Origin of the sequence: Pseudomonas sp. CFBP 8758 (genome assembly GCF_014841725.1) — a bacterium.
Lineage (GTDB): Bacteria > Pseudomonadota > Gammaproteobacteria > Pseudomonadales > Pseudomonadaceae > Aquipseudomonas > Aquipseudomonas baltica.
Genome location: NZ_JACYUK010000002.1, coordinates 217240 through 241013 on the forward strand (window position 1 = coordinate 217240; position 23774 = coordinate 241013).

The 23774-nt window shown below is 62.7% G+C and carries 25 protein-coding genes and 1 other RNA gene; 19 read left to right on the plus strand and 7 right to left on the minus strand.

Annotated elements, in window-relative coordinates:
* Positions 1–68 precede the first annotated feature (68 nt).
* Positions 69–506, minus strand: a complete 438-nt coding sequence (locus IFT75_RS04805; RefSeq protein WP_049860598.1) for a YhcB family protein — start codon at positions 504–506, stop codon at positions 69–71.
* Between the two features lie 140 nt (positions 507–646).
* Here IFT75_RS04805 and IFT75_RS04810 point away from each other — a divergent pair, with 140 nt between their 5' ends.
* The 3 genes from IFT75_RS04810 (at position 647) to zapE (ending at position 3840) form a co-directional block, all read left to right on the plus strand.
* Positions 647–1276, plus strand: coding sequence for an alpha/beta hydrolase (locus IFT75_RS04810; RefSeq protein ID WP_122479486.1), 630 nt, complete (start codon positions 647–649; stop codon positions 1274–1276).
* Positions 1277–1310: 34 nt separating this feature from the next.
* Positions 1311–2660, plus strand: coding sequence for a tryptophan--tRNA ligase (locus IFT75_RS04815; RefSeq protein WP_192053596.1), 1350 nt, complete (start codon positions 1311–1313; stop codon positions 2658–2660).
* 85 nt (positions 2661–2745) lie between these two features.
* Positions 2746–3840 carry a cell division protein ZapE gene (gene zapE / locus IFT75_RS04820; protein ID WP_122479484.1) on the plus strand — a complete coding sequence of 365 codons (1095 nt, stop codon included), beginning with the start codon at positions 2746–2748 and terminating at the stop codon, positions 3838–3840.
* A gap of 90 nt (positions 3841–3930) precedes the next feature.
* On the opposite strand, the gene IFT75_RS04825 is transcribed toward zapE, so the two are convergent.
* Positions 3931–4827 carry a helix-turn-helix domain-containing protein gene (locus tag IFT75_RS04825; protein WP_192053948.1) on the minus strand — a complete coding sequence of 299 codons (897 nt, stop codon included), beginning with the start codon at positions 4825–4827 and terminating at the stop codon, positions 3931–3933.
* Between the two features lie 289 nt (positions 4828–5116).
* Positions 5117–6157, minus strand: a complete 1041-nt coding sequence (locus IFT75_RS04830; protein ID WP_192053598.1) for an NADP(H)-dependent aldo-keto reductase — start codon at positions 6155–6157, stop codon at positions 5117–5119.
* 251 nt (positions 6158–6408) lie between these two features.
* Here IFT75_RS04830 and rplM point away from each other — a divergent pair, with 251 nt between their 5' ends.
* From rplM to IFT75_RS04865, 7 genes are all read left to right on the plus strand, one after another.
* The gene (rplM, locus tag IFT75_RS04835) at positions 6409–6837 is read left to right on the plus strand and encodes a 50S ribosomal protein L13 (RefSeq protein ID WP_043186791.1); all 429 of its coding nucleotides are present in this window, start codon (positions 6409–6411) and stop codon (positions 6835–6837) included.
* Positions 6838–6851: 14 nt separating this feature from the next.
* Positions 6852–7244, plus strand: a complete 393-nt coding sequence (rpsI, locus tag IFT75_RS04840; RefSeq protein WP_122479481.1) for a 30S ribosomal protein S9 — start codon at positions 6852–6854, stop codon at positions 7242–7244.
* A 132-nt stretch (positions 7245–7376) separates the two neighbouring features.
* Entirely contained in the window at positions 7377–7985 is a 609-nt protein-coding gene (petA, locus tag IFT75_RS04845; RefSeq protein WP_122479732.1) for a ubiquinol-cytochrome c reductase iron-sulfur subunit, read from the plus strand.
* Positions 7985–9199 carry a cytochrome b gene (locus IFT75_RS04850; RefSeq protein WP_244652701.1) on the plus strand — a complete coding sequence of 405 codons (1215 nt, stop codon included), beginning with the start codon at positions 7985–7987 and terminating at the stop codon, positions 9197–9199. The genes petA and IFT75_RS04850 overlap by 1 nt, the downstream gene beginning before the upstream one ends.
* Entirely contained in the window at positions 9196–9918 is a 723-nt protein-coding gene (locus tag IFT75_RS04855) for a cytochrome c1 (protein WP_192053600.1), read from the plus strand. The genes IFT75_RS04850 and IFT75_RS04855 overlap by 4 nt, the downstream gene beginning before the upstream one ends.
* Positions 9919–10002: 84 nt before the next feature.
* A complete protein-coding gene (locus tag IFT75_RS04860; RefSeq protein WP_049860608.1) occupies positions 10003–10620 on the plus strand; it encodes a glutathione S-transferase N-terminal domain-containing protein in 618 nt (205 codons plus the stop codon).
* 17 nt (positions 10621–10637) lie between these two features.
* Positions 10638–11069, plus strand: coding sequence for a ClpXP protease specificity-enhancing factor (locus tag IFT75_RS04865; RefSeq protein WP_122479479.1), 432 nt, complete (start codon positions 10638–10640; stop codon positions 11067–11069).
* Positions 11070–11121: 52 nt separating this feature from the next.
* On the opposite strand, the gene IFT75_RS04870 is transcribed toward IFT75_RS04865, so the two are convergent.
* The 4 genes from IFT75_RS04870 to IFT75_RS04885 all read right to left on the minus strand — a co-directional run bounded on the left by IFT75_RS04870 (position 11122) and on the right by IFT75_RS04885 (position 14575).
* Entirely contained in the window at positions 11122–11700 is a 579-nt protein-coding gene (locus IFT75_RS04870) for a BON domain-containing protein (RefSeq protein ID WP_122479478.1), read from the minus strand.
* Positions 11697–12290, minus strand: a complete 594-nt coding sequence (locus IFT75_RS04875; protein ID WP_122479477.1) for a phosphoheptose isomerase — start codon at positions 12288–12290, stop codon at positions 11697–11699. The genes IFT75_RS04870 and IFT75_RS04875 overlap by 4 nt, the downstream gene beginning before the upstream one ends.
* A gap of 120 nt (positions 12291–12410) precedes the next feature.
* Entirely contained in the window at positions 12411–12782 is a 372-nt protein-coding gene (locus tag IFT75_RS04880; protein ID WP_122479476.1) for a YraN family protein, read from the minus strand.
* Positions 12782–14575: a penicillin-binding protein activator gene (locus IFT75_RS04885; RefSeq protein ID WP_192053602.1), complete on the minus strand. Its 1794-nt coding sequence runs from the start codon at positions 14573–14575 to the stop codon at positions 12782–12784. The genes IFT75_RS04880 and IFT75_RS04885 overlap by 1 nt, the downstream gene beginning before the upstream one ends.
* 164 nt (positions 14576–14739) lie before the next feature.
* Between IFT75_RS04885 and rsmI the strand changes: the two genes are divergently transcribed.
* The 9 genes from rsmI to mraY all read left to right on the plus strand — a co-directional run bounded on the left by rsmI (position 14740) and on the right by mraY (position 23773).
* Positions 14740–15642 carry a 16S rRNA (cytidine(1402)-2'-O)-methyltransferase gene (gene rsmI, locus IFT75_RS04890; RefSeq protein WP_192053603.1) on the plus strand — a complete coding sequence of 301 codons (903 nt, stop codon included), beginning with the start codon at positions 14740–14742 and terminating at the stop codon, positions 15640–15642.
* A gap of 76 nt (positions 15643–15718) precedes the next feature.
* An RNA gene (rnpB, locus tag IFT75_RS04895) (RNase P RNA component class A) lies at positions 15719–16094 on the plus strand.
* Positions 16095–16433: 339 nt separating this feature from the next.
* Positions 16434–16889, plus strand: coding sequence for a division/cell wall cluster transcriptional repressor MraZ (mraZ, locus tag IFT75_RS04900; RefSeq protein ID WP_122479473.1), 456 nt, complete (start codon positions 16434–16436; stop codon positions 16887–16889).
* A complete protein-coding gene (gene rsmH / locus IFT75_RS04905; protein WP_446731054.1) occupies positions 16886–17833 on the plus strand; it encodes a 16S rRNA (cytosine(1402)-N(4))-methyltransferase RsmH in 948 nt (315 codons plus the stop codon). The genes mraZ and rsmH overlap by 4 nt, the downstream gene beginning before the upstream one ends.
* Complete coding sequence (gene ftsL, locus IFT75_RS04910; RefSeq protein ID WP_122479472.1) at positions 17830–18123, plus strand: cell division protein FtsL; 294 nt, start codon at positions 17830–17832, stop codon at positions 18121–18123. The genes rsmH and ftsL overlap by 4 nt, the downstream gene beginning before the upstream one ends.
* Positions 18123–19868 (plus strand): peptidoglycan D,D-transpeptidase FtsI family protein, encoded by a 1746-nt coding sequence (locus IFT75_RS04915; RefSeq protein ID WP_163007622.1) that lies wholly within the window; start codon positions 18123–18125, stop codon positions 19866–19868. The genes ftsL and IFT75_RS04915 overlap by 1 nt, the downstream gene beginning before the upstream one ends.
* On the plus strand, positions 19868–21331 hold the full coding sequence (locus tag IFT75_RS04920; protein WP_122479470.1) for a UDP-N-acetylmuramoyl-L-alanyl-D-glutamate--2,6-diaminopimelate ligase: 1464 nt from the start codon (positions 19868–19870) through the stop codon (positions 21329–21331). The genes IFT75_RS04915 and IFT75_RS04920 overlap by 1 nt, the downstream gene beginning before the upstream one ends.
* On the plus strand, positions 21324–22691 hold the full coding sequence (locus tag IFT75_RS04925) for a UDP-N-acetylmuramoyl-tripeptide--D-alanyl-D-alanine ligase (protein WP_192053605.1): 1368 nt from the start codon (positions 21324–21326) through the stop codon (positions 22689–22691). Before IFT75_RS04920 ends, IFT75_RS04925 begins: the two co-directional genes overlap by 8 nt.
* Positions 22691–23773, plus strand: a complete 1083-nt coding sequence (gene mraY, locus IFT75_RS04930) for a phospho-N-acetylmuramoyl-pentapeptide-transferase (protein WP_122479468.1) — start codon at positions 22691–22693, stop codon at positions 23771–23773. The genes IFT75_RS04925 and mraY overlap by 1 nt, the downstream gene beginning before the upstream one ends.
* The last annotated feature ends 1 nt before the right edge of the window (position 23774 follow it).

Consider the following 23774-nt stretch of genomic DNA (forward strand, 5'->3'; position numbering starts at 1 on the left):
CCTGCAGCGGGCATAAAAAAAGCGGGACCTGAAAACAGGGCCCGCTTCTTGATCGGCGCCAGTGAAACCTACTTGCGCTTCAACCCATACTGCTCGTCCAGCATGCCAGGCGAGTTCGCTGCCTTGGGTGCGTAGTCGCGAGGCGGCTCGGCGTCGCGTGGTGGCGTGAGGCGCTCGCGGTGAGGCTGCGGGGCGTCCGAGTGCAGGGCGGCCAGCAGGCGCTGACGGGTAAGCTCGTCCAGGGCCAGACGGTCGGCGCCTTCGGCCAGGTGATCCTGCACTTCCTGATAGCTCTGGGTCAGTTTCTTGACCAGGATCGCGGTGCTGTTGAAGTGGGTGACCACTTCGTTCTGATAGGTGTCGAAACGTTCCTGGATGTCATCGAGCTGACGCTGCGTGCCATTGGGTACGGCGCGAGGCGCCAGGCGTGCGACGGCAAAACCGATGACCACACCGACCACCAGGGCCAGGGTCGGCAACAACCAAACTAAGAGCGAGAGTTCCACGAGTCCTTCCTCTATAAACGGCTTTGCTTTACGTTAACGGCTCGGACCTGCGCTGTATACCGCGCGCTTGCGCAAATTCGCAGGACGCAATCTTTCCAGCTAGACGAGTCGACCCTTCTTGAGGTCACGGAGTTCATCACTTGCTCATCCGCGAAACCGCAGTTTTCATCGACGGCCCCTCGGGCTCACTCGAAGCGTTGTACCTCGACACCGCCGATGCCACCGGCATCGCGTTGATCTGCCATCCCAATCCGGTACAGGGCGGGACCATGCTCAACAAGGTGGTGTCCACCTTGCAACGCACCGCGCGCGACGTCGGTCTGTCGACCCTGCGCTTCAACTACCGGGGCGTGGGCGCCAGCGCAGGCAGCCATGACATGGGCACGGGGGAGGTCGACGATGCCCAGGCCGTGGCTGCCTGGCTGCGAGCGAAACACCCCGAGCTGCCGCTGACGATTCTGGGCTTTTCATTTGGCGGTTTCGTTGCAGCCACCCTGGCAGGTCGTCTGGAAGCCCAGGGCGAGGCGGTGAAGCATCTGTTCATGGTCGCTCCTGCGGTGATGCGGATGACTGAAAGCCTGCCGCAACAGGCCACGTTGACCGTGATCCAGCCGGACGCCGACGAAGTGGTCGATCCGCAGCTGGTCTACGACTGGTCCGACAACCTCGATCGTCCCCATGAGCTGCTGAAAGTGGCAGAATGCGGGCACTTTTTCCACGGCAAGTTGACCGACCTCAAAGATCTGCTGCTGCCGCGCCTTTCGAACTGATGCCTGTCCACGGCCCCTGAACAAGAACCGACCCATGACCACTCGTATCCTGACCGGTATCACCACCACTGGCACGCCTCACCTGGGCAACTACGCCGGGGCCATTCGCCCGGCGATCGTCGCCAGTCGGCAGAGTGACGCCGACTCGTTCTATTTCCTGGCCGACTACCACGCCCTGATCAAATGCGATGACCCGCTGCGCATTCAGCGTTCGCGTCTGGAAATCGCCGCCACCTGGCTGGCGTCGGGCCTGGACGTGGAGCGGGTGACGTTCTACCGGCAGTCCGATATTCCGGAAATCCCCGAGCTGACCTGGTTGTTGACCTGCGTTGCTGCCAAGGGCCTGCTCAACCGTGCCCACGCCTACAAGGCCTCGGTCGACCACAACGTCGCCGCCGGGGAAGACCCGGATGCCGGCATTTCCATGGGTTTGTACAGCTATCCGGTGCTGATGGCCGCCGACATCCTGATGTTCAACGCGCACAAGGTGCCGGTCGGTCGCGACCAGATCCAGCACGTGGAAATGGCCCGCGACATTGGCCAGCGCTTCAACCATTTGTTCGGCAAGGGCCGCGAGTTCTTCGTCATGCCCCAGGCCTTGATCGAGGAAAGCGTCGCCACCTTGCCAGGCCTGGACGGGCGCAAGATGTCCAAGAGCTACGACAACACCATTCCGTTGTTCACCAGCGCCAGGGACATGAAGGATGCGATCTCGCGCATCGTCACCGACTCGCGCGCCCCAGGCGAGGCGAAGGATCCGGACAACTCGCACCTGTTTACCCTGTTTCAGGCGTTCGCCACGCCCGAGCAGAGCGCCGAGTTCCATGCCGCGCTGCGTGAAGGGCTGGGCTGGGGCGAAGCCAAGGCGCGTCTGCTCAGCCTGCTCGATGCCGAGCTGGGCGAGGCGCGCGAACGCTATCACCACTTCATCGAACGCCCGGCCGAACTGGAGGACATTCTCCTGGCGGGCGCTGCGAAAGCGCGTGCCGTCGCCACGCCGTTCCTGGGTGAGCTGCGTGAAGCGGTGGGGCTGCGCTCTTTCCGCGAGCAGGTCCAGGTGACCACGGCAGGCAAGAAGAAAGCCGCCAAGACCGCACGTTTCGTCAGCTTTCGTGACGACGATGGCAGCTTCCGCTTCCGCCTGCTCGATGCCGGCGGCGAACAACTGCTGCTGTCGCGCAGCTTCCCCGACGGCAAGGCAGCCGGGCAGGTCAGCAAGCAACTGCAACAGGGTAATGAACTGGACATCCGCAGCGATGCCGAAAGCTTCACGCTGTGGCTGGACGACACCTGCGTGGCCGACGGCCCATCGTTCACCACGGCAGAAGCGCGCGATACCGCCGTCCAGGCATTGCGCCAGGCGCTGCAACCTCAAGGGGAGTGATGCGACACCCTGTCGCAAAGCTCATTGCCATTATCCTGGGCCGTCGCTACAGTGACGGCCCGTTTTTGTTGCCTTGCTAACGAATATGACGCCCCTAGAACGATACCAAGCCGATCTCAAACGTCCCGAATTCTTCCACGACGCCGCCCAGGAAAATGCCGTCCGCCACCTGCAGCGTCTGTACGACGACCTGGTCGCTGCCGGCACCAGCAAGCCAGGCGTGTTCGGCAAGCTGTTCGGCAAGAAGGAACCCAAGCTGGTCAAGGGGATTTACTTCTGGGGCGGCGTTGGCCGTGGCAAGACCTACCTGGTCGACACCTTTTTCGATGCCTTGCCGTTCGAGCAGAAGGTGCGCACGCACTTTCACCGTTTCATGAAGCGCGTGCACGAGGAACTGAAAACCCTCAAGGATGTGAAAAACCCGCTGACGGTCATCGCCAAGCGCTTCTCCGACGAGGCGCGGGTGATCTGCTTCGATGAATTCTTCGTTTCGGACATCACCGATGCAATGATTCTCGGCACCCTGATGGAAGAGCTGTTCAAGAACGGCGTGACGCTGGTGGCGACTTCCAACATCGTGCCCGATGGCTTGTACAAGGATGGTCTGCAGCGAGCGCGTTTCCTGCCGGCGATCGCGCTGATCAAGGAGCATACCGAGATCGTCAACGTCGACAGCGGCGTCGACTATCGCCTGCGCCACCTGGAACAGGCCGAGCTGTTCCATTCGCCGCTCGATGAGGCCGCTCAGGCCAGCATGCGCGAAAGCTTCAAGGCGCTGACGCACAACAGCACCAAGGTGGTCGAGAACGATCCCTTGATGATCGAGAACCGCGAGATCCGTGCGCTGCGCACCTGTGATGACGTGGCCTGGTTCGAATTCCGCGAGCTGTGCGATGGCCCGCGTAGCCAGAACGACTACATCGAGTTGGGCAAGATCTTCAACGCCGTGCTGCTCAGCGGTGTCGAGCAGATGAGCGTGACCACCGACGATATCGCTCGCCGCTTCATCAACATGGTCGACGAGTTCTACGATCGCAACGTGAAGCTGATCATCTCGGCCGAAGTGGAACTCAAGGACCTGTACACCGGTGGGCGTTTGAACTTCGAGTTCCAGCGCACCTTGAGCCGACTGTTGGAGATGCAGTCCCACGAGTTCCTGTCGCGCGCGCACAAGCCCTGACATACCGCAGCGTCTGGTTCGCGGCCGCTGACCGCTCCAACAATTACCTGTAGGAGCGGTCAGCGGCCGCGAAGGGCACGACGCTGTCGTTCAGGCCTCCTGCATGAACTGCTGGCGATAGCCGTTGGGCGACAGTTCGGTGTGCTGGCGGAACAGCCTGGCGAAGAAACTGGCATCGTCGTAGCCCACCTCGTAACTGATGGTCTTGACGCTCTTGCGGGTACCCGACAACAGCCCCTTGGCGGTTTCGATGCGCAATCGCTGCAGGTAGTGCAGCGGCTTGTCACCAGTGGCGGCATGGAAGCGACGCATGAAGTTGCGAATGCTCATGCCGCGTTCGCGTGCGACATCTTCGAAGCGGAATTTCTCGGCGAAATGCTCTTCCAGCCATTGCTGTATATGCAGGATCGGCACGTCGCGATGCAGCTTCTGCCCGCCGAAGCCGATGCGTCCAGGTGTATAGCTGCGCTGCACCTCGTACAGGGTATCGCGCGAGACCGCCTGAGCCACGTGGGCGCCACAGAACCGCTCGATCAGGTGAATGTACAGGTCACAGGCCGATACCGGTCCGCCGGCGCAGAACAGGTTGTCGGCGTCGGTCAGGTGCTTGTCCTGATTGAGCCGAACGCTTGGAAAGCGCTGTCTGAATTCCTCGAATAAACGCCAGTAGGTGGTTGCCTCCTTGCCGTCCAGCAAGCCACTGGCGGCCAGCCAGAACACGCCGCTCGCCTCACCGCACAGCACAGCGCCGCGCGCGTGTTGAGCGCATAGCCAGGGCAGCACCTGGGGGTAGCGCGCGGCAGCGCTGTCGAAGTCGCCCCAGCAGGCAGGCAGGATGATCAGGTCGGCATCTTCGAGGCCACCGTCCACGGGCAGCATGACGTCACTGAAACTGCGCACCGGTAGCGCGTCCGGGCTGACCAGGCGTGTTTCAAAGAGGGCGTGGCGTTCCAGGCCCATCTGCTTGCCATAACGCAGGCTGGCCATGTGGAAGAAGTCCTTGGCCTGCATCAGGGTCGAGGCCATGACCTGGTCGGTGGCCAGAATGCAGACGCGCCGCAGCGCGGGCGTGTGGGGCGTGAAGATCATGATTTTATTCTTGTGGGGTGAAAGCGGTCAGGATATGGCCGAAGCGTCGTTGGGTTCAAGCGAGGTCGAGAATGGGGCGGCGTTGATTGCTTCGCGGCCGCTGACCGCTCCTACGAAAGATCCATACGATCCGGTAGGAGCGGCCAGTGGCCGCGAAGAGGTCATCACGAACGGCAACGATCGAACATCAGGGCGCCGGATTCGGCTGCGCCTTATGGATCGCCTCGATACCCGCCAGCACGTCTTCGGACAGCACCAGGTCGATGCTCGCCAGGTTGCTGTCCAATTGCTCCAGCGAGGTCGCGCCAATGATGTTGCTGGTCACGAACGGCTGCGCGGTGACGAAGGCCAGAGCCATCTGCGCCGGGTCCAGGCCATGTTCGCGGGCTAGGTCCACGTAGCGGCTGGTGGCAGCGACCGCCTGCTCATTGGCATAGCGGGTAAAGCGGCTGAACAGCGCCAGACGACTGCCAGCCGGCCGCGCGCCGTTCTCGAACTTGCCCGAGAGCATGCCGAACGCCAGGGGCGAGTAGGCCAGCAGCCCGCACTGCTCGCGGATCGCCACTTCGGCCAGGCCTACTTCGAACGTGCGGTTGAGCAGGTTGTAGGGGTTCTGGATGGACACCGGGCGGGGCAGGTTGCCGCTGTCGGCCAGGCCCAGGAACTTCATCGTGCCCCATGGGGTTTCGTTGGACAGCCCGACATGCCTGATCTTGCCGGCCTTGACCTGCTCGTCGAGCACCTGCAGGGTTTCCTGCAGCGGGGTATCGAGCTGATCCTGGGTGTGCTGGTAGCCCAGCTTGCCGAAGAAATTGGTGCTGCGCTCCGGCCAGTGCAACTGATAGAGATCGATCCAGTCGGTCTGCAACCGCTGCAGGCTGGCGTCCAGCGCCGCAACGATATGCGCGCGGTCGAACTTCAGCTGGCCATCGCGGATGTGGCTGATGCCATTGCCGGGGCCTGCGATCTTGCTGGCCAGGATCCAGTCGGCGCGGTCGCCCTGGCGCTTGAACCAGTTGCCGATCACCCGCTCGGTGGCGGCATAGGTTTCCGGGCGCGGGGGCACCGGGTACATTTCTGCGGTGTCGATGAAATTGATGCCGGCCGCCTTGGCCCTTTCTATCTGCGCGAAGCCTTGCTCCTCGGTGTTCTGCTCGCCCCAGGTCATGGTGCCCAGGCACAGCGCGCTCACGTTCAGATCGGTACGTCCCAGCTGGCGATAGTGCATCGGTGACTCCTCTTGGCAAAGGAATCATAAAAGCAGGTTGATATTTTTTTCGCAATCTGGATAATTCGGCCCCTCTCTGCGAAGTGGAAGTGATGCCCCGCCTCCCGGAAGAATTTTGCCGTGTATGTGACGCGAAGACCCGAGCCCCCCAAAAGTGTCCCGTGCCCGGCTGCCTTTGACTTGTCAAAGTAAGCACTATTCAGTAAGATCCGCCGTCTCTTTTTGCTGGGCGGCCCCTGAGGCTATAAAGAATGAAAACTTTTACTGCTAAACCGGAAACAGTAAAGCGCGACTGGTTCGTCGTTGATGCTGCTGGTCAGACCCTGGGTCGTCTGGCTACAGAAATCGCGAGCCGTCTGCGTGGCAAGCACAAGCCTGAGTACACTCCTCACGTTGACACCGGCGACTACATCGTCGTCATCAACGCCGAGCAGGTGCGTGTCACTGGTGCCAAGACCACTGACAAGATCTACTACTCCCACTCCGGTTTCCCGGGCGGTATCAAGTCGATCAACTTTGAAAAGCTGATCGCCAAGGCGCCTGAGCGCGTGCTCGAGACCGCGGTCAAGGGCATGCTGCCCAAGAACCCGCTGGGTCGCGACATGTACCGTAAGCTGAAAGTCTATGCGGGCGCTGCTCACCCTCATACTGCTCAGCAGCCCCAAGAACTGAAGTTTTAACGGAATAGTTCATTATGTCGGCGACTCAAAATTACGGCACTGGCCGTCGCAAGACCGCAACCGCTCGCGTTTTCCTGCGTCCGGGCACCGGTAAGATCTCCATCAACAATCGCACTCTGGAAACCTTCTTCGGTCGCGAAACTGCCCGCATGGTAGTTCGTCAACCGCTGGAGCTGACCGAGAACACCGAGAAGTTCGACATCTACGTCACCGTTATCGGTGGTGGTGTCAGCGGTCAGGCCGGTGCGATCCGTCACGGTATCACTCGTGCACTGATGGACTACGACGAAGCACTGCGTCCGGCCCTGCGTAAAGCAGGCTTCGTGACTCGCGATGCTCGTGAAGTTGAACGTAAGAAAGTCGGTCTGCGTAAAGCGCGTAAGCGTCCGCAGTACTCGAAGCGTTAATTCGCGTCTTCGTTCCAGAAAAAACCCGGTTCTCGCGAGCCGGGTTTTTTTTCGCCCGTCAATCCTTGGGAGGCGCTGGTACACTGCGCGCAAGACAATGCACACGCCTGTTGCAGCAGGCTAAGGTAAATGATGGCAGATGAGCAGGGCGGCGCGTGTGACATCGACCAGGGTCGCCGACGCTTTCTGGTCGGCACCACGACGCTGGTAGGCGCTGCCGGCGCAGTGGCTGCAGCAGTGCCCTTCGTGGCGTCATGGCAGCCCAGTGCGAAAGCCCGCGCAGCAGCCGCGCCGGTGAAGGTGAACATCGCCAAGATCGAGCCGGGGCAGCAGATGGTTGTCCAGTGGCGCGGCCAACCCGTGTTCATCTGCCGACGCACGCCGCAGATCCTCGAACGCCTGGCCCAGAACACCGAGCATCTGGCCGATCCCCAATCACGCGATTCCGATCAGCCAGGCTATGTCGACCCAGCCCTGCGAGCCATCAAGCCCGAAGTGCTGGTGGTGGTGGGTATCTGTACGCACCTGGGGTGCTCGCCGACCTTTCGTCCCGAGGTCGCCGCCGCCGACCTCGGGACGGACTGGCAGGGCGGGTATTTCTGCCCGTGTCACGGCTCGCACTACGATCTTGCCGGACGGGTCTTCAAGGCACAGCCCGCGCCGTTGAACCTGGCCGTGCCCGCGCATCACTACGAAAGTGCCGAGGTACTGGTGCTGGGTGTCGACGGGGAGGGCGCCTGATGCGTGGCCTGCTGCAGTGGATCGAGGCGCGTCTGCCGGTGGGCAGGGTATGGCGTGATCATCTGAGCCGTTACTACGTCCCCAAGAACCTGAATTTTTTCTATATCTTCGGCTCGCTCGCCCTGTTGATGCTGCTCAACCAGTTGCTTACCGGCATCTGGTTGACCATGAACTACACAGCCACCGCCGAAGGCGCCTTCGCCTCCATCGAATACATCATGCGCGACGTCGAATATGGCTGGCTCCTGCGCTACCTGCATTCGACCGGTGCGTCGGCATTTTTCATCGTGATCTACCTGCACATGTTCCGCGGGCTGCTGTATGGCTCCTATCAAAAGCCGCGCGAGCTGGTGTGGGTCTTCGGCATGTCGCTCTACCTGCTGCTGATGGCGGAAGCGTTCATGGGCTACCTGCTGCCGTGGGGGCAGATGTCGTATTGGGGCGCGCAGGTGATCATTTCCCTGTTCGGAGCGATTCCGATCGTGGGCGCTGACCTGGCTCAGTGGATCCGCGGTGACTATCTGGTTTCGGGTATCACCTTGAACCGTTTCTTCGCGCTGCACGTGGTGGCATTGCCGCTGCTGATCGTGGGGCTGGTGATGCTGCACATTCTCGCGTTGCACGAAGTAGGCTCGAACAACCCCGACGGCATCGATATCAAGCAGCTTCGGGATGCCGACGGCAAGCCGCTGGATGGCATTGCCTTCCATCCGTACTACACGGTCAAGGACCTGCTCGGGGTGGCGATCTTTCTCTTTGTGTTCAGCGCCGTGGTGTTCTTCTTTCCGCAGATGGGCGGCTATTTCCTGGAGCCGGCCAACTTCGAGCCTGCCAACGTGCTCAAGACGCCCGAACATATCGCGCCGGTCTGGTACTTCACCCCGTTCTACGCCATCTTGCGCGCCGTTCCCGACAAGCTCATGGGGGTGCTGGCCATGGCTTTCGCGATTGCCATCCTGTTCGTGCTGCCATGGCTGGACCGCAGCCCGGTCAAGTCGATGCGCTACAAAGGCTGGTTCAGTCGCGCGGCGCTGGCGCTGTTCTGCGTGGCGTTCGTGACGCTGGGCTACGTCGGCATGCAACCGGCCACGGTCATCACCACCTGGATAGCGCGGGGGGGCGTGGTGCTGTACTTCGGCTATTTCCTGGCCATGCCGCTGTACACGCGGCGGGAGATCACCCGGGCGGTACCCGATCGGATCCCTCGCCGATGAAATTCATGATTGCCGTCTTGCTGTTGCTGGCCCTGCCGCGGGCCTGGGCGGACCCGGTGGCGCCGCTGGTGCGCCCGGTGGCGATCGAGGTGACCGACAAGGCGGCCTTGCGAGACGGTGCAAGCACCTTCGTCGGCTATTGCATGGGCTGCCACGGGGCCAGGTTTCAGCGTTACCAGACAGTGGCCGACGACCTGGGCATACCCTATGAGCAAATGCTGCAGACCTTGGCCCCAGCCGGCGCAGCCATTGCCGATCACATGCAGACGCGCCTGCAGCCGGCCGATGCCAAAGCCTGGTTCGGCGCCGAGGTGCCCGACCTGACCTTGGTGGCTCGTGTGCGCGGCACGGACTGGCTGCACGCCTACCTGCTCGGCTTTCACGCCGACCCCCAGCGCCCCTGGGGTGTGAACAATGTCGTCTACCCCAACGTCGGCATGCCCAACGTGCTGGAAAGCCTGCAGGGCCGCCAGGTGCTCGACTGCCCCGAACCCACGGGCCAGCCGTGTACGCAGCTGCGGGTGATACCTGGTACCGGCAGCCTCGATGCGCAGCAATTCGACGCCAAGGTACGAAATCTGGTGGCCTTCCTGGCGTACTCGGCCGATCCGGCAGAGGCACAGAGCCGGCAGATCGGTGTGTACGTGCTGCTGTACCTGGCGCTGCTGATCATCCTTGCTTACTTGCTGAAACGCGAATACTGGAAGGACGTGCGTTGAAAGTGCGGTAAACTGCGCGGCTTGCTTGCGCCCCCTGCCGGTGGCGCTCGTTTTTGCATTCATACATTCGCGAGGAGGACCGCCATGGGCGTGACCAATCGGTTGGCCTGTTACTCCGACCCCGCCGACCACTATTCTCATCGGGTGCGTATCGTTCTCGCCGAGAAAGGCGTCAGCGCAGAGATCATCAACGTGGAGGGCGGTCGCCTGCCACCCAGGCTGATCGAAGTGAACCCCTACGGCAGCACGCCGACACTGGTCGATCGCGATCTGGCCCTGTTCGAATCGACCGTGGTGATGGAATACCTCGACGAACGCTATCCGCATCCGCCACTGCTGCCGGTGTACCCGGTGGCACGTGCCAACAGCCGGTTGCTGATCCATCGTATCCAGCGCGACTGGTGCGGCCTGGCGGACCTGATTCTGGACCCGCGCAGCAAGGAAGCCGCCCGCGTGCAGGCGCGCAAGGAATTGCGCGAAAGCCTGACCGGTGTTTCGGCCTTGTTCGCCGACAAGCCCTGCTTTCTCAGCGATGAGCAAAGTCTGGTCGACTGCTGTCTACTGCCGATACTCTGGCGCTTGCCGATCATGGGTATCGAACTGCCGCGGCCTGCCAAGCCGCTGCTCGACTATATGGAACGTCAGTTCGCGCGGGAGGCCTTCAAGGCCAGCCTGTCCGCGGCTGAACGTGAAATGCGCTAGGTTTTGAGGAGCCGTTGATGAACTCCAGTCGTCCCTATTTGATCCGCGCGCTATACGAGTGGATCGTTGACAATGACTGCACCCCGCACATGCTGGTCAATGCCGAGTATCCCTCGGTCCAGGTGCCGCAAGGTTTCGCCAGCGATGGCCAGATCGTGCTGAACGTGTCACCCAGCGCTGTGCGCAACCTGCACATGGACAACGAGGCGGTCAGCTTCGACGGTCGCTTCGGTGGTGTGTCGCACACGCTGTTCGTGCCTTCGGGTGCCATCCTCGGTATCTACGCCCGGGAGAATGGCCAAGGCATGGTCTTCGACCTGGAGTCGCCCGAGCTGGACGAGGAAGAAGCCGAGTTCGAAGACATCGTCGAATCCGATGACGACGTTCCACCGCCAGGCAACCCGCCGCCGCGCCCAACCGGGCGGCCGAGTCTGAAAGTGGTGAAATGAAAAAAGGCGATCCGCAAGGATCGCCTTTTTTCATGGTGGTGAGCGGCTGTGGTCAGTCGATGTACTCGAACAGCTTGACGATCTTCTGCACACCGGAGACGCCTTGCACCAGGTTGGTGGCGCGGGTGGCCTCGGCCTGGGTCAGCAGGCCCAGCAGGTAAACGATGCCGTTCTCGGTCACGACTTTGATGCGCGAACCGGGGATGGCGCTGTCGGCCAGCATCTGGGTCTTGATCTTGGTGGTCAGCCAGGCGTCGTTGTTGCGCGCCAGCAACGAGGAAGGCGCCAGCACCTGGATCTCGTTGTGGACCTTCTTGACTCGCTGCACTTCGCTGGCGGCCTGCTCGGCCAGGGCCTTGAGGTCGGCGCGCGGCGTCTGCCCGGCGAGCAGGACCACACCGTTGTAGCTGGTCACGACGACATGGGAGTTCTTGTCCAGGTCGATGTTGGCCTTGGCAATGTTCACCGATACCTTGGTTTCGATCAGCGAATCGTCGATCTTGCTGCCCAGGGTGCGGGTACCGCGATCATCGTCGATCGGGTTGTCGCGGGTGGCGGTCAGGACCGAGCTGCAGCCGGTTACGCTCAAGGCCAGGCTCAGGGCCACTAGGGCAAGGCGGTTACGCTTCATTCTTCACTCCCGAACAGTTGGCTGTCGATCAAGTCGCAGAGACAATGGATCGCCAGCAGGTGAACTTCCTGGATGCGTGCCGTGACGTTGGCCGGCACGCGGATCTCGACGTCTTCGGGCAACAACAGGGAGGCCATGCCGCCCCCGTCGCGGCCGGTCAGAGCCACCACGACCATGTCGCGGTCGTGGGCGGCCTGGATCGCCTGGATGATGTTGGCCGAGTTGCCGCTGGTGGAGATGGCCAGCAACACGTCGCCCGGCTGGCCCAGCGCGCGGATCTGCTTGGAGAATACCTCGTTGAAGCTGTAGTCGTTGGCGATCGAGGTAATCGTCGAGCTGTCGGTGGTCAGGGCGATCGCAGGCAGGCTGGGGCGTTCGCGTTCGAAGCGGTTGAGCAGTTCGGACGAGAAGTGCTGGGCATCGCCGGCCGAGCCGCCATTGCCGCAGGAAAGCATCTTGCCATCGCTGAGCAAGGCACCCACCATGACCTGGCTGGCTTGTTCGATGTACGGTGCAAGGACTTCCATCGCCTGTTGCTTGGTATCGATACTGGCCTGGAAAAGCTGGCGAATTCGGGATTGCATGTCCATCAAGGTGACCTTAAGTAGGGCGGCTGGTCGGGCAAGACCGCAACGCGGCGGTGGTTCCCGGCACAAGAATGTGCAGCCCGCAAAGCAAAGAGCAAAAACCGGTGGCAAGGGTGTCGAGTGTCAGCTGTCGAAGGCATTGCGGATCCAGTTCAGGCGCGTGGCCCGAGTGCCGGTGCCTTCCAGGGCGATCACGTCGAAACGGCATGGATGCTGGGCCCAGCGCGCTTCCTTGATGAGGAAATATTGCGCGGCCAGCACCAGCTTTTGGCGTTTGCGGGCGTCGATACTGGCCAACGCTCCACCCCATTGTGCATGCAGGCGATAGCGGACCTCGACGAATACTACTGTATCGCCATCTAGCATGACCAGATCAAGCTCGCCTCGTTTGCACAGCCAGTTCTGCGCCAGCAGCGTCAAGCCCTGTGCGCACAAGTGCTCCAGGGCTTGCTGCTCGGCCTCGCGACCCGCCTGCTGGCGGGGGCTCAGCGACATTACGGCGTGGTGTTGGGCAGGCGCTGGACCTGGCCACCGGCGAACTGCGCCCACGGCAATTGGCGCTCGATGCGTTGGCTGGCGCTCATGCCAAGGTTGCCGGACAGGCCTTCGATGCGGCTGTCGGGCAGGGCCTTGAGCTGGCCCAGGCGTGCGGCCAGGGTGTAGGCGTCGACGCCCATGGCATACAGTCGGCCTATGCTGCCGTTGGCCTGCGGCCACTGGCGGGTAACCTGCTGGCGCAACGGATTGCTGGTGTCGAGCAACCACGGCGTCTCGCAGAAGCGGATGCCGGTCATGTCGTTGTACTGGGCCTGATCGCCGCTGGCGCTGAACACGTGCGAAGTGGCATAGACCGGCAGGTCGCCGGCGTACTGGAAGTTCAAGGTCGGCTTGATCTGCTGGGCCTGCTGCGGTGTGGCGGCGAGGAAGATGAAGTCGATGTCCTGGCGACGCGATCCCTGTGTCCCGGTGCTGCTCTGCAGGCCGCTGCCGGCGTTGCGCACGTTGAGCATGTCGGCGATCTGTTGGGCCAGTTGGACCGGCTGGTCGACGCGTTCGGCTGCAACCAGCGTGCCGCCGTTGGCTTCCCAGTCCTGGCGGAAGGCATTGAGCACACGGTCGCCCCACTCACCCTTGGGGATCATTGCCGCAGCGCTGTGCAAGCCGTCGGCACGTGCGCGACGGGACACTTCGCGCGCTTCGTCTTCGGCGGCCAGGCCGAATTGGAACAGCTGGGGTGGACCGAGCTGGTTGTTGTCGCTGTAGTTCAATGCCAGGGTTGGCAGGGGCAGCTGGGTGCGTGCCGCCAGTTGCTTGACCAGAGGTTTCTCCAGCGGGCCGATTACCAGTTGCACGCCTTGCGCCTGCGCCTGGCGGTAGAAGTCGTCGAGCGAGCTGAGGCGCGAGCTGTCGATCACGTCGATGACCGGCGGCTTCTGCCCGGCTTGCTGGGCTTGGTAGTACGCCGCCATGAAGCCTTCGCGCAAGGCGCGGGCCACGCCTGCCAACTGGCCTTCCTGTGGCAGCAGCAGGGCGATTCGGGTCAGCGGCTGGCTGGCCAGGGCCTTGAGTTTGACCAAGGGGGTAGGCAGCTGTCTGGCGGCAGGGTGAGCCGCGTGCTGGGCCACCCAGGTATCGATGGCGGCCTGCTGCTGTTCCAGGGTGCCTGCCGATTTGACGGCCAGGGCCAGGCTCAGCCAGCCGGCGAAGTCGTCGGTGCCCTGGTTTTGCAACTGCTCCACCGGCAGCGAACCCACCAGTGCCCAGATGGCTTCGTGATTCTGGCCGGCGACCTCGCCACTGAGCAGGGGTGCCACGAATACGCGCTCGCGCGCCGCAGCCAGGATCTGCCCGTCGGCTTCCAGGGCCCGGGCGCGCACCAGATGCGCGCGTACCTGCTGGTCTGCGGGCAGCTCGCCCAGGCGCTGCAGGCTCGGATGATCGAGGGCGGCAAGCGCGGCCTTGGCATCGTTGCGGGTCAGTGCGAGCTCTGCGCCCAGGGTGCTGGCCAATATCTGCAGGCCTGGCTTGAGCAGTTCGATTCGCACTTGCTGCAGGATCTGCGCGGCGCGGGTTGGATCGCCCTGGCGAGCGGCCTGGTCTGCCGCGCTCAAGCGCAAGGCTGCCGCTTCTTCCGGCGACTTGCTGGCGGTGGCGCGTTCGAGCAGCTGCTCGACGGTCGCGTCCGGCGTGCGCGGCAGCTCACCGAGATTGGATGAAGGCGAACTGGCGCACGCGGCCAGCAAGGCGGCGAGGCATAGGGCAGATAGAAGCCGCAGGCAGGCTGTCATGGATATCTTCCTGATTTACTCGATCAATAGACGGGCAAGTGTACCCAAGCATCGGCCGGGGTGCGACGAGGATGGCAAGCCTGTCCTTATATAGGACAAGCAAATGTTTCACGTCGGCCGTGCCGGATCGCTGGGCGAGCACTGGCTGGCCTGGAGCCTGTACAATGCGGGTTTGGCCGAACGACAAGGTGTGTGCTGTGACTGCTTCAAGCGCTTCTAATTCCACCTCAGGCACACTTTATGTAGTGGCTACGCCCATCGGCAATCTGGACGACATGAGCGCGCGCGCGTTGAAGATCCTGGGCGAAGTAGCGTTGATCGCGGCCGAGGATACCCGCCATTCGGTGCGTCTGATGCAGCACTTCGGGTTGAATACGCCGCTGGCGGCCTGTCACGAGCACAACGAGCGGGACGAAGGCAGCCGTTTCATCCAGCGGCTGCTGGCGGGTGATGACATCGCGCTGATTTCCGATGCGGGTACACCGCTGATCTCCGACCCCGGTTATCACCTGGTGCGTCAGGCGCGTGCGGCGGGCGTGCAGGTAGTGCCGGTCCCCGGTCCCTGTGCCTTGATCGCGGCGCTGTCGGCCGCTGGCCTGCCGTCGGACCGTTTCATCTTCGAAGGTTTCCTGCCGGCCAAGACCGCCGGTCGCTGTGCGCGCCTGGAGCAGGTCAGGGAAGAACCGCGCACCTTGATCTTCTACGAGGCGCCGCATCGCATACTCGAATGCCTGCAGGACATGGAGAAAGTCTTCGGCGGTGAACGTTCTGCGCTGCTGGCGCGCGAATTGACGAAAACCTTTGAAACCCTCAAAGGCCTGCCGCTGTCCGAGTTGCGTGCATTCGTGGAAGCCGACAGCAATCAGCAGCGCGGCGAGTGCGTGGTACTGGTGGCGGGATGGACTGCGCCGGTCAGCGATGAGGCCGTCAGCACCGAAGTCATGCGTATTCTGGACCTGCTGCTGGCAGAGATGCCGCTCAAGCGCGCTGCCGCGGTGGCGGCCGAGATCACCGGCGTGCGCAAGAATCTGCTCTACCAGGTGGCCCTGGAAAAGCAGAAGGCGTGAGATTGGTTCGGCTCCAGGTCGATCGGAGCGATAAAAGCTTGTCCTGGCCGGTGCATGTCGTTAACCTGCGCGCCGGAGAGTCGATCGGACAGTCGCTGCCTGTTTTTGTTCCGCAACCCAGGTTGCTGGGCAGAGCGGGGGGAGGAAAGTCCGGGCTCCATAGGGCAGAGTGCCAGGTAATGCCTGGGAGGCGCGAGCCTACGGAAAGTGCCACAGAAAATAACCGCCTAAGCGCGCAAGCGCCGGTAAGGGTGAAAAGGTGCGGTAAGAGCGCACCGCACGTCTGGCAACAGTTCGTGGCTAGGTAAACCCCACTCGGAGCAAGACCAAATAGGGTTCCATATGGCGCGGCCCGCGTTGGAACCGGGTAGGTTGCTAGAGGTGTCCAGCGATGGCCATCGTAGAGGAATGACTGTCCTCGACAAAACCCGGCTTACAGATCGACTCTCCACCTTTTACCTTCGCGTCCCTTCGCTGTCCCTTGCGCTGTTTCGCAGAAAAAAACGGCTACCAAACCCCCTTTGGTAATGTCGAAAAAATCTTAGTCTTGAGACTCTACTTTAAGTTCAAGACGCAGATGCTTGAACTCAAACGGCTTTGTTCCTCCCCGACGCGTCTCAAATACCGTCTTCCCTTCATTTTGCGTTCTAAATCTCCGATCTATAAGGCTTTTCCCTACAGACGCGCCTTGACGGTGTGGTGGGGGGGTTCCTATAGTGTGCGCGAGTGGCGGGAAGTGGCGAAAAGTGGGTTTTTCGAGTGTAAAAGTCTGAGTTCAGGGGAAGCGCGACGTGTTTCGTGGAGCAAATCCGATCAACCTCGATGCCAAGGGACGGCTCGCAATGCCGAGTCGGTATCGTGACGAGTTGGATTCCAAATGCGCCGGCCAGCTGATCATCACGGTCGATACCATCGACCCCTGCCTGTGTGTCTACCCGCTGGATGAATGGGAACTCATCGAGGCCAAGCTTCGCGCCCTGCCATCGCTGGTGGAAAGCAACCGGCGCCTGCAGCGCCTGCTGATCGGCAATGCCGTCGACCTCGAGCTCGACGGCAGCGGACGTTTCCTGGTGCCTCCACGCCTGCGCGAGTACGCCCGGCTGGACAAGCACGCGATGCTGGTTGGCCAGCTGAACAAGTTTCAATTGTGGGACGAGGGTGCGTGGAATGCCGTCAGTGCGGCAGACCTTGCAGCTATACAACAACCGGGCGCCATGCCCGAAGAATTGCGTGATTTGATCTTGTGACTATTGATAGCGGCTTCAACCACATCACCGTGCTGCTCGACGAGGCCGTCGAGGCTCTGGCCGTGCGCGACGATGGTTGCTATCTGGACGGCACCTTCGGCCGTGGCGGCCATAGCCGCCTGATCCTGCGCCACCTGGGGCCCGACGGCCGCCTGTTGGGGTTCGACAAGGACCCTCAAGCGATTGCCACCGGGCAAGCGCTGGCGGCCGAAGACGGCCGCTTTGTCATTGTACAGCGCAGCTTTGCCGAACTTGGCGCCGAAGTGCGCGAGCGCGGCATGCATGGCAAGGTCAGCGGCATCCTCCTCGACCTGGGTGTTTCATCGCCACAGCTCGACGATGCCGAGCGCGGCTTCAGCTTCCTGCATGACGGCCCGCTGGACATGCGCATGGACCCTTCGCGCGGCATGAGCGCGGCCCAGTTCATCGCAACCGCTGCCGAGGAAGAAATCGTCCGCGTCTTCAAGGAGTACGGCGAGGAGCGCTTCGCCCGGCGCATGGCGCGTGCGGTGGTGCAGCGTCGCGAAGTGCAGCCGTTCGAGCGCACCGCCGACCTGGCCGAGGTGCTCAAGGTTGCCAATCCGGCGTGGGAGAAGGGCAAGAACCCGGCAACCCGCGCCTTCCAGGGCCTGCGCATTCACGTCAACAATGAACTGGCCGACCTCGAGGCAGGCCTCGAGGCTGCCCTCGATGCGCTGGAAATCGGCGGCCGTCTGGTGGTTATCAGCTTTCATTCCCTGGAAGACCGCATCGTCAAACTGTTCATGCGCAAACTGACCAAGGGCGAAGCCGACAACCTGCCGCGCAACCTGCCGGTGCGTTTCGAAGCCTTCGTACCCAAAGCCAAGCTGCACGGCAAGGCGCAATTCGCCTCCGAAACCGAGCTCAGGGCCAACCCGCGTTCGCGCAGCGCCGTCATGCGTGTCGCGGAGAAGCTGCGATGAGCAAGCTCCTCAACAAGCCGCTGCCAGGCGGCAGTTTTCTCATGCTGCTGCTGTTCATCGCCGTGCTGGTTTCGGCCATCGGCGTTTCCTACAGTGCGCACATCAATCGGCAGTTGCTCAATACGCTGTACGGCGAGCTCAGCGATCGCGACAAGGCGCAGGCCGAGTGGGGGCGCCTGATCCTGGAGCAAAGCACCTGGACCGCGCACAGCCGTATCGAAACCCTGGCCGCCGAACAACTGAAAATGCGCATCCCGGATGCCGCTGAAATTCGCATGGTGTCGCCATGATGAAGCTCGACGGGGCCTTGTTCCCGTGGCGGTTCCGCCTGATGGTCGGCCTGCTGTTGCTGCTGGTCGCCGGTATCGTTGCGCAGATCGTCTACCTGCAGGTCATCAACCGTGACTTCCTGATCGGTCAGGGCGATGCGCGCAGCATGCGCCACATCCCCATTCCTGCGCACCGTGGTTTGATCACCGACCGCAACGGCGAGCCTCTGGCCGTGAGCACGCCGGTGACCACCCTGTGGGCCAATCCCAAGGAAATGCAGCTGTCCAAGGACAAGTGGCCCGAACTGGCGCGCGCGCTTGGGCAGGAGCCCAAGGCTTTGGCCGCCCGTCTCGAGGCGCAGGCGAGCAAGGAATTCATCTACCTGGTACGTGGCCTGACGCCTGAACAAGGCGCCTCGGTGCTCGACCTGAAAACCCCGGGTGTCTACGGCATCGAGGAATTCCGCCGGTTCTATCCGGCCGGCGATGTCACTGCGCACATGGTCGGTTTCACCGACCTCGACGATCACGGCCGAGAAGGCGTCGAGCTGGCCTATGACGAGTGGCTGGCCGGCGTGCCCGGCAAGCGTCAGGTCATCAAGGATCGGCGCGGCCGGCTGATCAAGGACGTCCAGGTGACCAAGAATGCCAAGGCCGGAAAGACCTTGGCATTGTCCATTGACCTGCGCCTGCAATACCTGGCCAGCCGCGAACTGCGCAACGCCATCAACGAGAACGAAGCCAAGGCCGGCAGCATGGTCATCATGGACGTGAAGACCGGCGAAGTGCTGGCCATGGTCAACCAGCCTACCTACAACCCCAACAATCGCCGCACCATGTTGCCGGCGGCGATGCGCAACCGGGCGATCATCGACGTATTCGAACCGGGTTCGACCATGAAGCCGATCTCGATGAGTGCAGCGCTGGAAACCGGCCGCTGGAAACCCACCGACAAGGTGGACGTCTACCCCGGTACCTTGCAGATCGGCCGCTACACCATCAAGGACGTGACCAAGACCGAAGGCCCGGTGCTCGACCTGACCGGCATCCTGATCAACTCCAGTAACGTGGGCATGAGCAAGGTCGCCTTCGACATTGGCGGTGAAAGCATCTACCGGGTGATGTCGGCGGTTGGCCTGGGCCAGTACACCGGCCTTGGCTTCCCGGGCGAGCGCGTCGGCAACCTGCCCAACCATCGCGAATGGCGCAAGGCCGAGACCGCGACGCTGTCCTACGGCTACGGCCTGTCGGTGACGGCGCTGCAGCTGGTGCACGCCTATGCGGCGATCGCCAACAACGGCCGCATCGTGCCGCTGACCATTCTCAAGAGCGACCAGCCGCCGACCGCGGCGCAGGTCATTCCCGAGAAGGTCGCCAAGACCGTGCAGGGCATGCTTCAGCAAGTCATCGAAGACACCCGCGGCGTGTATCGCGCACGGGTGCCTTCGTATCACGTGGCGGGCAAGTCGGGTACCGCGCGCAAGGCCACCATCGGCTCGCGTGGGTATACCGAGAACGCCTATCGCTCGCTGTTCGCAGGCTTCGGTCCGATGAGCGACCCGCGCTACGCCATCGTGGTGGTGATCGACGAACCCAGCAAGGGTGGCTATTACGGTGGTCTGGTCAGCGCGCCAGTGTTCAGCAAGGTAATGTCCGGCACGTTGCGCCTGATGAACGTGCAGCCCGACAACCTGCCACCGCCTGTGCCACAGCAGCAGGTGAACGCCGCACCGGCGACTCCATTGATAAAAGGAGGGCGCGGCTGATGACCATGCCCCTGAGCAAGCTTTTTCCCGAAGCCAGCCGCGATCCGCTGATTCGCGAGTTGACCCTGGACAGCCGCAACGTTCGCCCCGGCGACCTGTTCCTGGCCGTGCCTGGAAGCAAGGTCGATGGCCGCGCGCACATCGCCGACGCCCTCAAGCTGGGTGCCGCCGCCGTGGCCTACGAAGTGGATGGCAGCACCGTGCTGCCGCTCACCGATGTACCACTGATTCCCGTGAAAGGCTTGATCGCGCAGCTGTCGAGCATTGCCGGGCGTTTCTACGGCGAGCCGAGTCGCCTGGTCAATCTGGTCGGCGTGACCGGTACCAACGGCAAGACCAGCATCACCCAACTGGTCGCCCAGGCACTCGATGCGCTGGGCGAGCACTGCGGCCTGATCGGCACCCTGGGCACCGGTTTCTACGGCGCCCTGCAGAGCGGCCGACTGACGACCCCCGACCCGATCGCCGTGCAGTCCACCTTGTATGACCTGAAAAAGGGCGGCGCTCATGCCGTGGCCATGGAAGTGTCGTCGCACGCGCTCGATCAAGGCCGCGTGGCCGCGCTGGATTTCGACATCGCGGTGCTGAGCAACCTGTCTCGCGACCATCTGGACTACCACGGCAGCATGCAGGCCTATGCAGCGGCCAAGGCGCGGCTGTTCGCCTGGCCGGGGCTCAAGTGCCGCGTGCTCAATCTGGACGACGAATTCGGTCGGCAGTTGGCCGAGCAGGAACAGGACTCACGCTTGATCACCTACAGCCTCGCCGACAGCGCCGCGACGCTGTTCTGCCGTGACACCCGCTTCGACGACCACGGCGTACGCGCCACCCTGGTCACCGCGCACGGCGAATACAGCCTGAGCAGCCGCCTGCTCGGGCGCTTCAACTTGAGCAACGTACTGGCGGCGGTAGGGGTGCTGATGGGCATGGCCTATCCGCTTGACGACATCCTCAAGGTCATGCGCAACGTCGAAGGCCCTGTTGGCCGCATGCAGCGCCTGGGCGGCGCAAGCAAGCCGCTGGTGGTGGTCGACTATGCCCATACGCCCGATGCTCTGGACCAGGTGCTGCAAGCCTTGCGCCCCCATGCCAAGGGCCGGTTGCTGTGCCTGTTCGGCTGCGGCGGTGATCGCGACAGCGGCAAGCGTCCATTGATGGCCGAGGTGGCCGAGCGTCTCGCCGACCGTGTGCTGGTGACCGACGACAACCCTCGCAGCGAAGATCCGCTGCGCATCTTCGACGACATTCGCGCCGGCTTCTCCAGTGCCGCCAACGCAACGTTCGTGGCTGGCCGTGGCGCGGCCATCGCCCAACTGATAGGCGCTGCCTCGGTCGATGACGTGATCGTGTTGGCCGGCAAGGGGCACGAAGACTATCAAGAGATCAATGGTGAGCGTCAGCCGTTCTCCGACCTGCAGCAGGCCGAACAGGCCCTGGCCGCATGGGGGACCGTCGATGCTTGACGCCATGACCCTCAGCCAGTTGGCCGACGCCTTGCAAGGCCGCGTGCGTGGCGGTGATGCGCGCTTCGACGGCGTCAGCATAGACAGCCGTGCCATCGTTGCCGGCGATCTGTTCGTCGCGCTGGCCGGTCCTCGCTTCGATGGCCATGACTATCTCGACGAGGTGGCTGCCAAGGGAGCAGTAGCCGCGTTGGTGCAACGCGAAGTTGCTGGCACGACGCTGCCCCAGCTGGTGGTGGCCGATACGCGCCTGGCGCTGGGTCAGCTCGGTGCGCTGAACCGCGCTGCGTTCAGCCATCCGGTGGCGGCCATCACCGGCTCCAGCGGCAAGACCACGGTCAAGGAAATGCTCGCCAGCATCCTGCGTACACAAGGTGCGGTGCTGGCCACCCGTGGCAACCTGAACAATGACCTGGGCGCGCCGCTGACGCTGCTCGAGCTGGCGCCACAGCACACGGCAGCGGTGATCGAGCTGGGCGCGTCGCGCCTGGGCGAAATCGCCTACACCGTGGGCCTCACGCGTCCACAGGTAGCACTGATCACCAATGCGGGCACCGCTCACGTCGGCGAATTCGGCGGCCCGGAAAAGATCGTCGAAGCCAAGGGCGAGATTCTCGAAGGCCTGGGCGAGGGCGGTACGGCCGTTCTCAATCTCGACGACAAGGCTTTTGCAATCTGGCAGGCGCGTGCCGGCCAGCATGCCGTGCTGACCTTCTCGCTGGACAACGCCAAGGCTGACTTTCATTCCAGCGCCCGTCACAGCGATGCGCGCGGCTGCCCGTCCTTCACCCTGCATGGCCCTGACGGCGAGGTGCCAGTCCAGCTCAACCTGCTCGGTACCCACAACGTGCTCAATGCCCTGGCAGCCGCTGCCGCGGCCCATGCCCTGGGTGTGACGCTGGCCGGCATCCAGGCAGGCCTCAACGCGGTGCAGCCGGTCAAGGGCCGCACCGTGGCGCAGCTCGCGGTCAACGGTGCGCGGGTGATCGACGACACCTACAACGCCAACCCCACCTCGATGTGTGCGGCAATCGATATACTCGCCGGCTTTTCCGGGCGTACCGTCCTGGTTCTCGGCGATATCGGCGAACTGGGCGCCTGGGCCGAAGCGGGCCATCGCCAGGTCGGTGAATACGCGGTCGGCAGAATCGACGCGCTGTACGCGGTGGGCCCATTGATGAGCCACGCAGTCGCTGCGTTCGGTGCTCAGGGCCGACACTTCGCCAACCAGGCAGACCTGATTGCGGCGCTGGGCGCCGAGCAGGGTTCCACTACCACTATTTTGATCAAGGGATCACGCAGCGCGGCGATGGAAAACATCGTGGCGGCACTGTGCGGTCCTGGCGGGGAGAAACACTGATGCTGCTGCTGCTGGCGGAATTTCTGCAACAGTTCTACAAAGGCTTCGCGGTCTTTCAGTACCTGACCCTTCGCGGGATTCTGGGCGTACTGACCGCGCTGTCGCTGGCCCTCTGGTTGGGCCCCTGGATGATCCGCACCCTGCAGATTCGTCAGATTGGCCAAGCGGTGCGCAACGATGGCCCACAATCGCACCTGTCCAAATCCGGCACGCCGACCATGGGCGGCGCCCTCATTCTGTCGGCCATCGCCATCAGCACGCTGCTATGGGCCGACCTGTCCAATCGCTACGTCTGGGTCGTACTGGTCGTCACCCTGTTGTTCGGTGGCATCGGCTGGGTGGACGACTATCGCAAGGTGATCGAGAAAAACTCGCGCGGCCTGCCCAGCCGCTGGAAATACTTCTGGCAATCGGTGTTCGGCCTGGGTGCGGCGGTGTTCCTGTTCATGACCGCGAACAGCCCGGTGGAAACCACCCTGATCATCCCGATGCTCAAGGACGCCAGTATCCCATTGGGTGCCGGCTTCATCGTGCTGACCTACTTCGTCATCGTCGGCTCCAGCAATGCGGTCAACCTCACCGATGGCCTCGACGGCCTGGCGATTCTGCCGACGGTGATGGTGGGCGGCGCGCTGGGGATTTTCTGCTATCTGTCGGGCAACATTAAGTTCGCCGAATACCTGCTGATTCCCTATGTGCCGGGCGCGGGTGAGTTGATCGTCTTCTGCGGCGCGCTGATCGGCGCCGGGCTGGGCTTCCTGTGGTTCAACACCTATCCGGCCCAGGTGTTCATGGGCGACGTCGGCGCGCTGGCGCTGGGCGCCGCGCTGGGCACCATCGCGGTGATCGTGCGTCAGGAGATCGTCCTGTTCATCATGGGCGGCATCTTCGTCGTCGAGACGCTGTCGGTGGTGATCCAGGTCGCCTCGTTCAAGCTGACCGGTCGCCGCGTATTCCGCATGGCACCGATCCATCACCATTTCGAACTCAAGGGCTGGCCCGAACCTCGGGTCATCGTGCGTTTCTGGATCATCACCGTGATTCTGGTGTTGATCGGCCTTGCCACCCTGAAGCTGAGGTAGA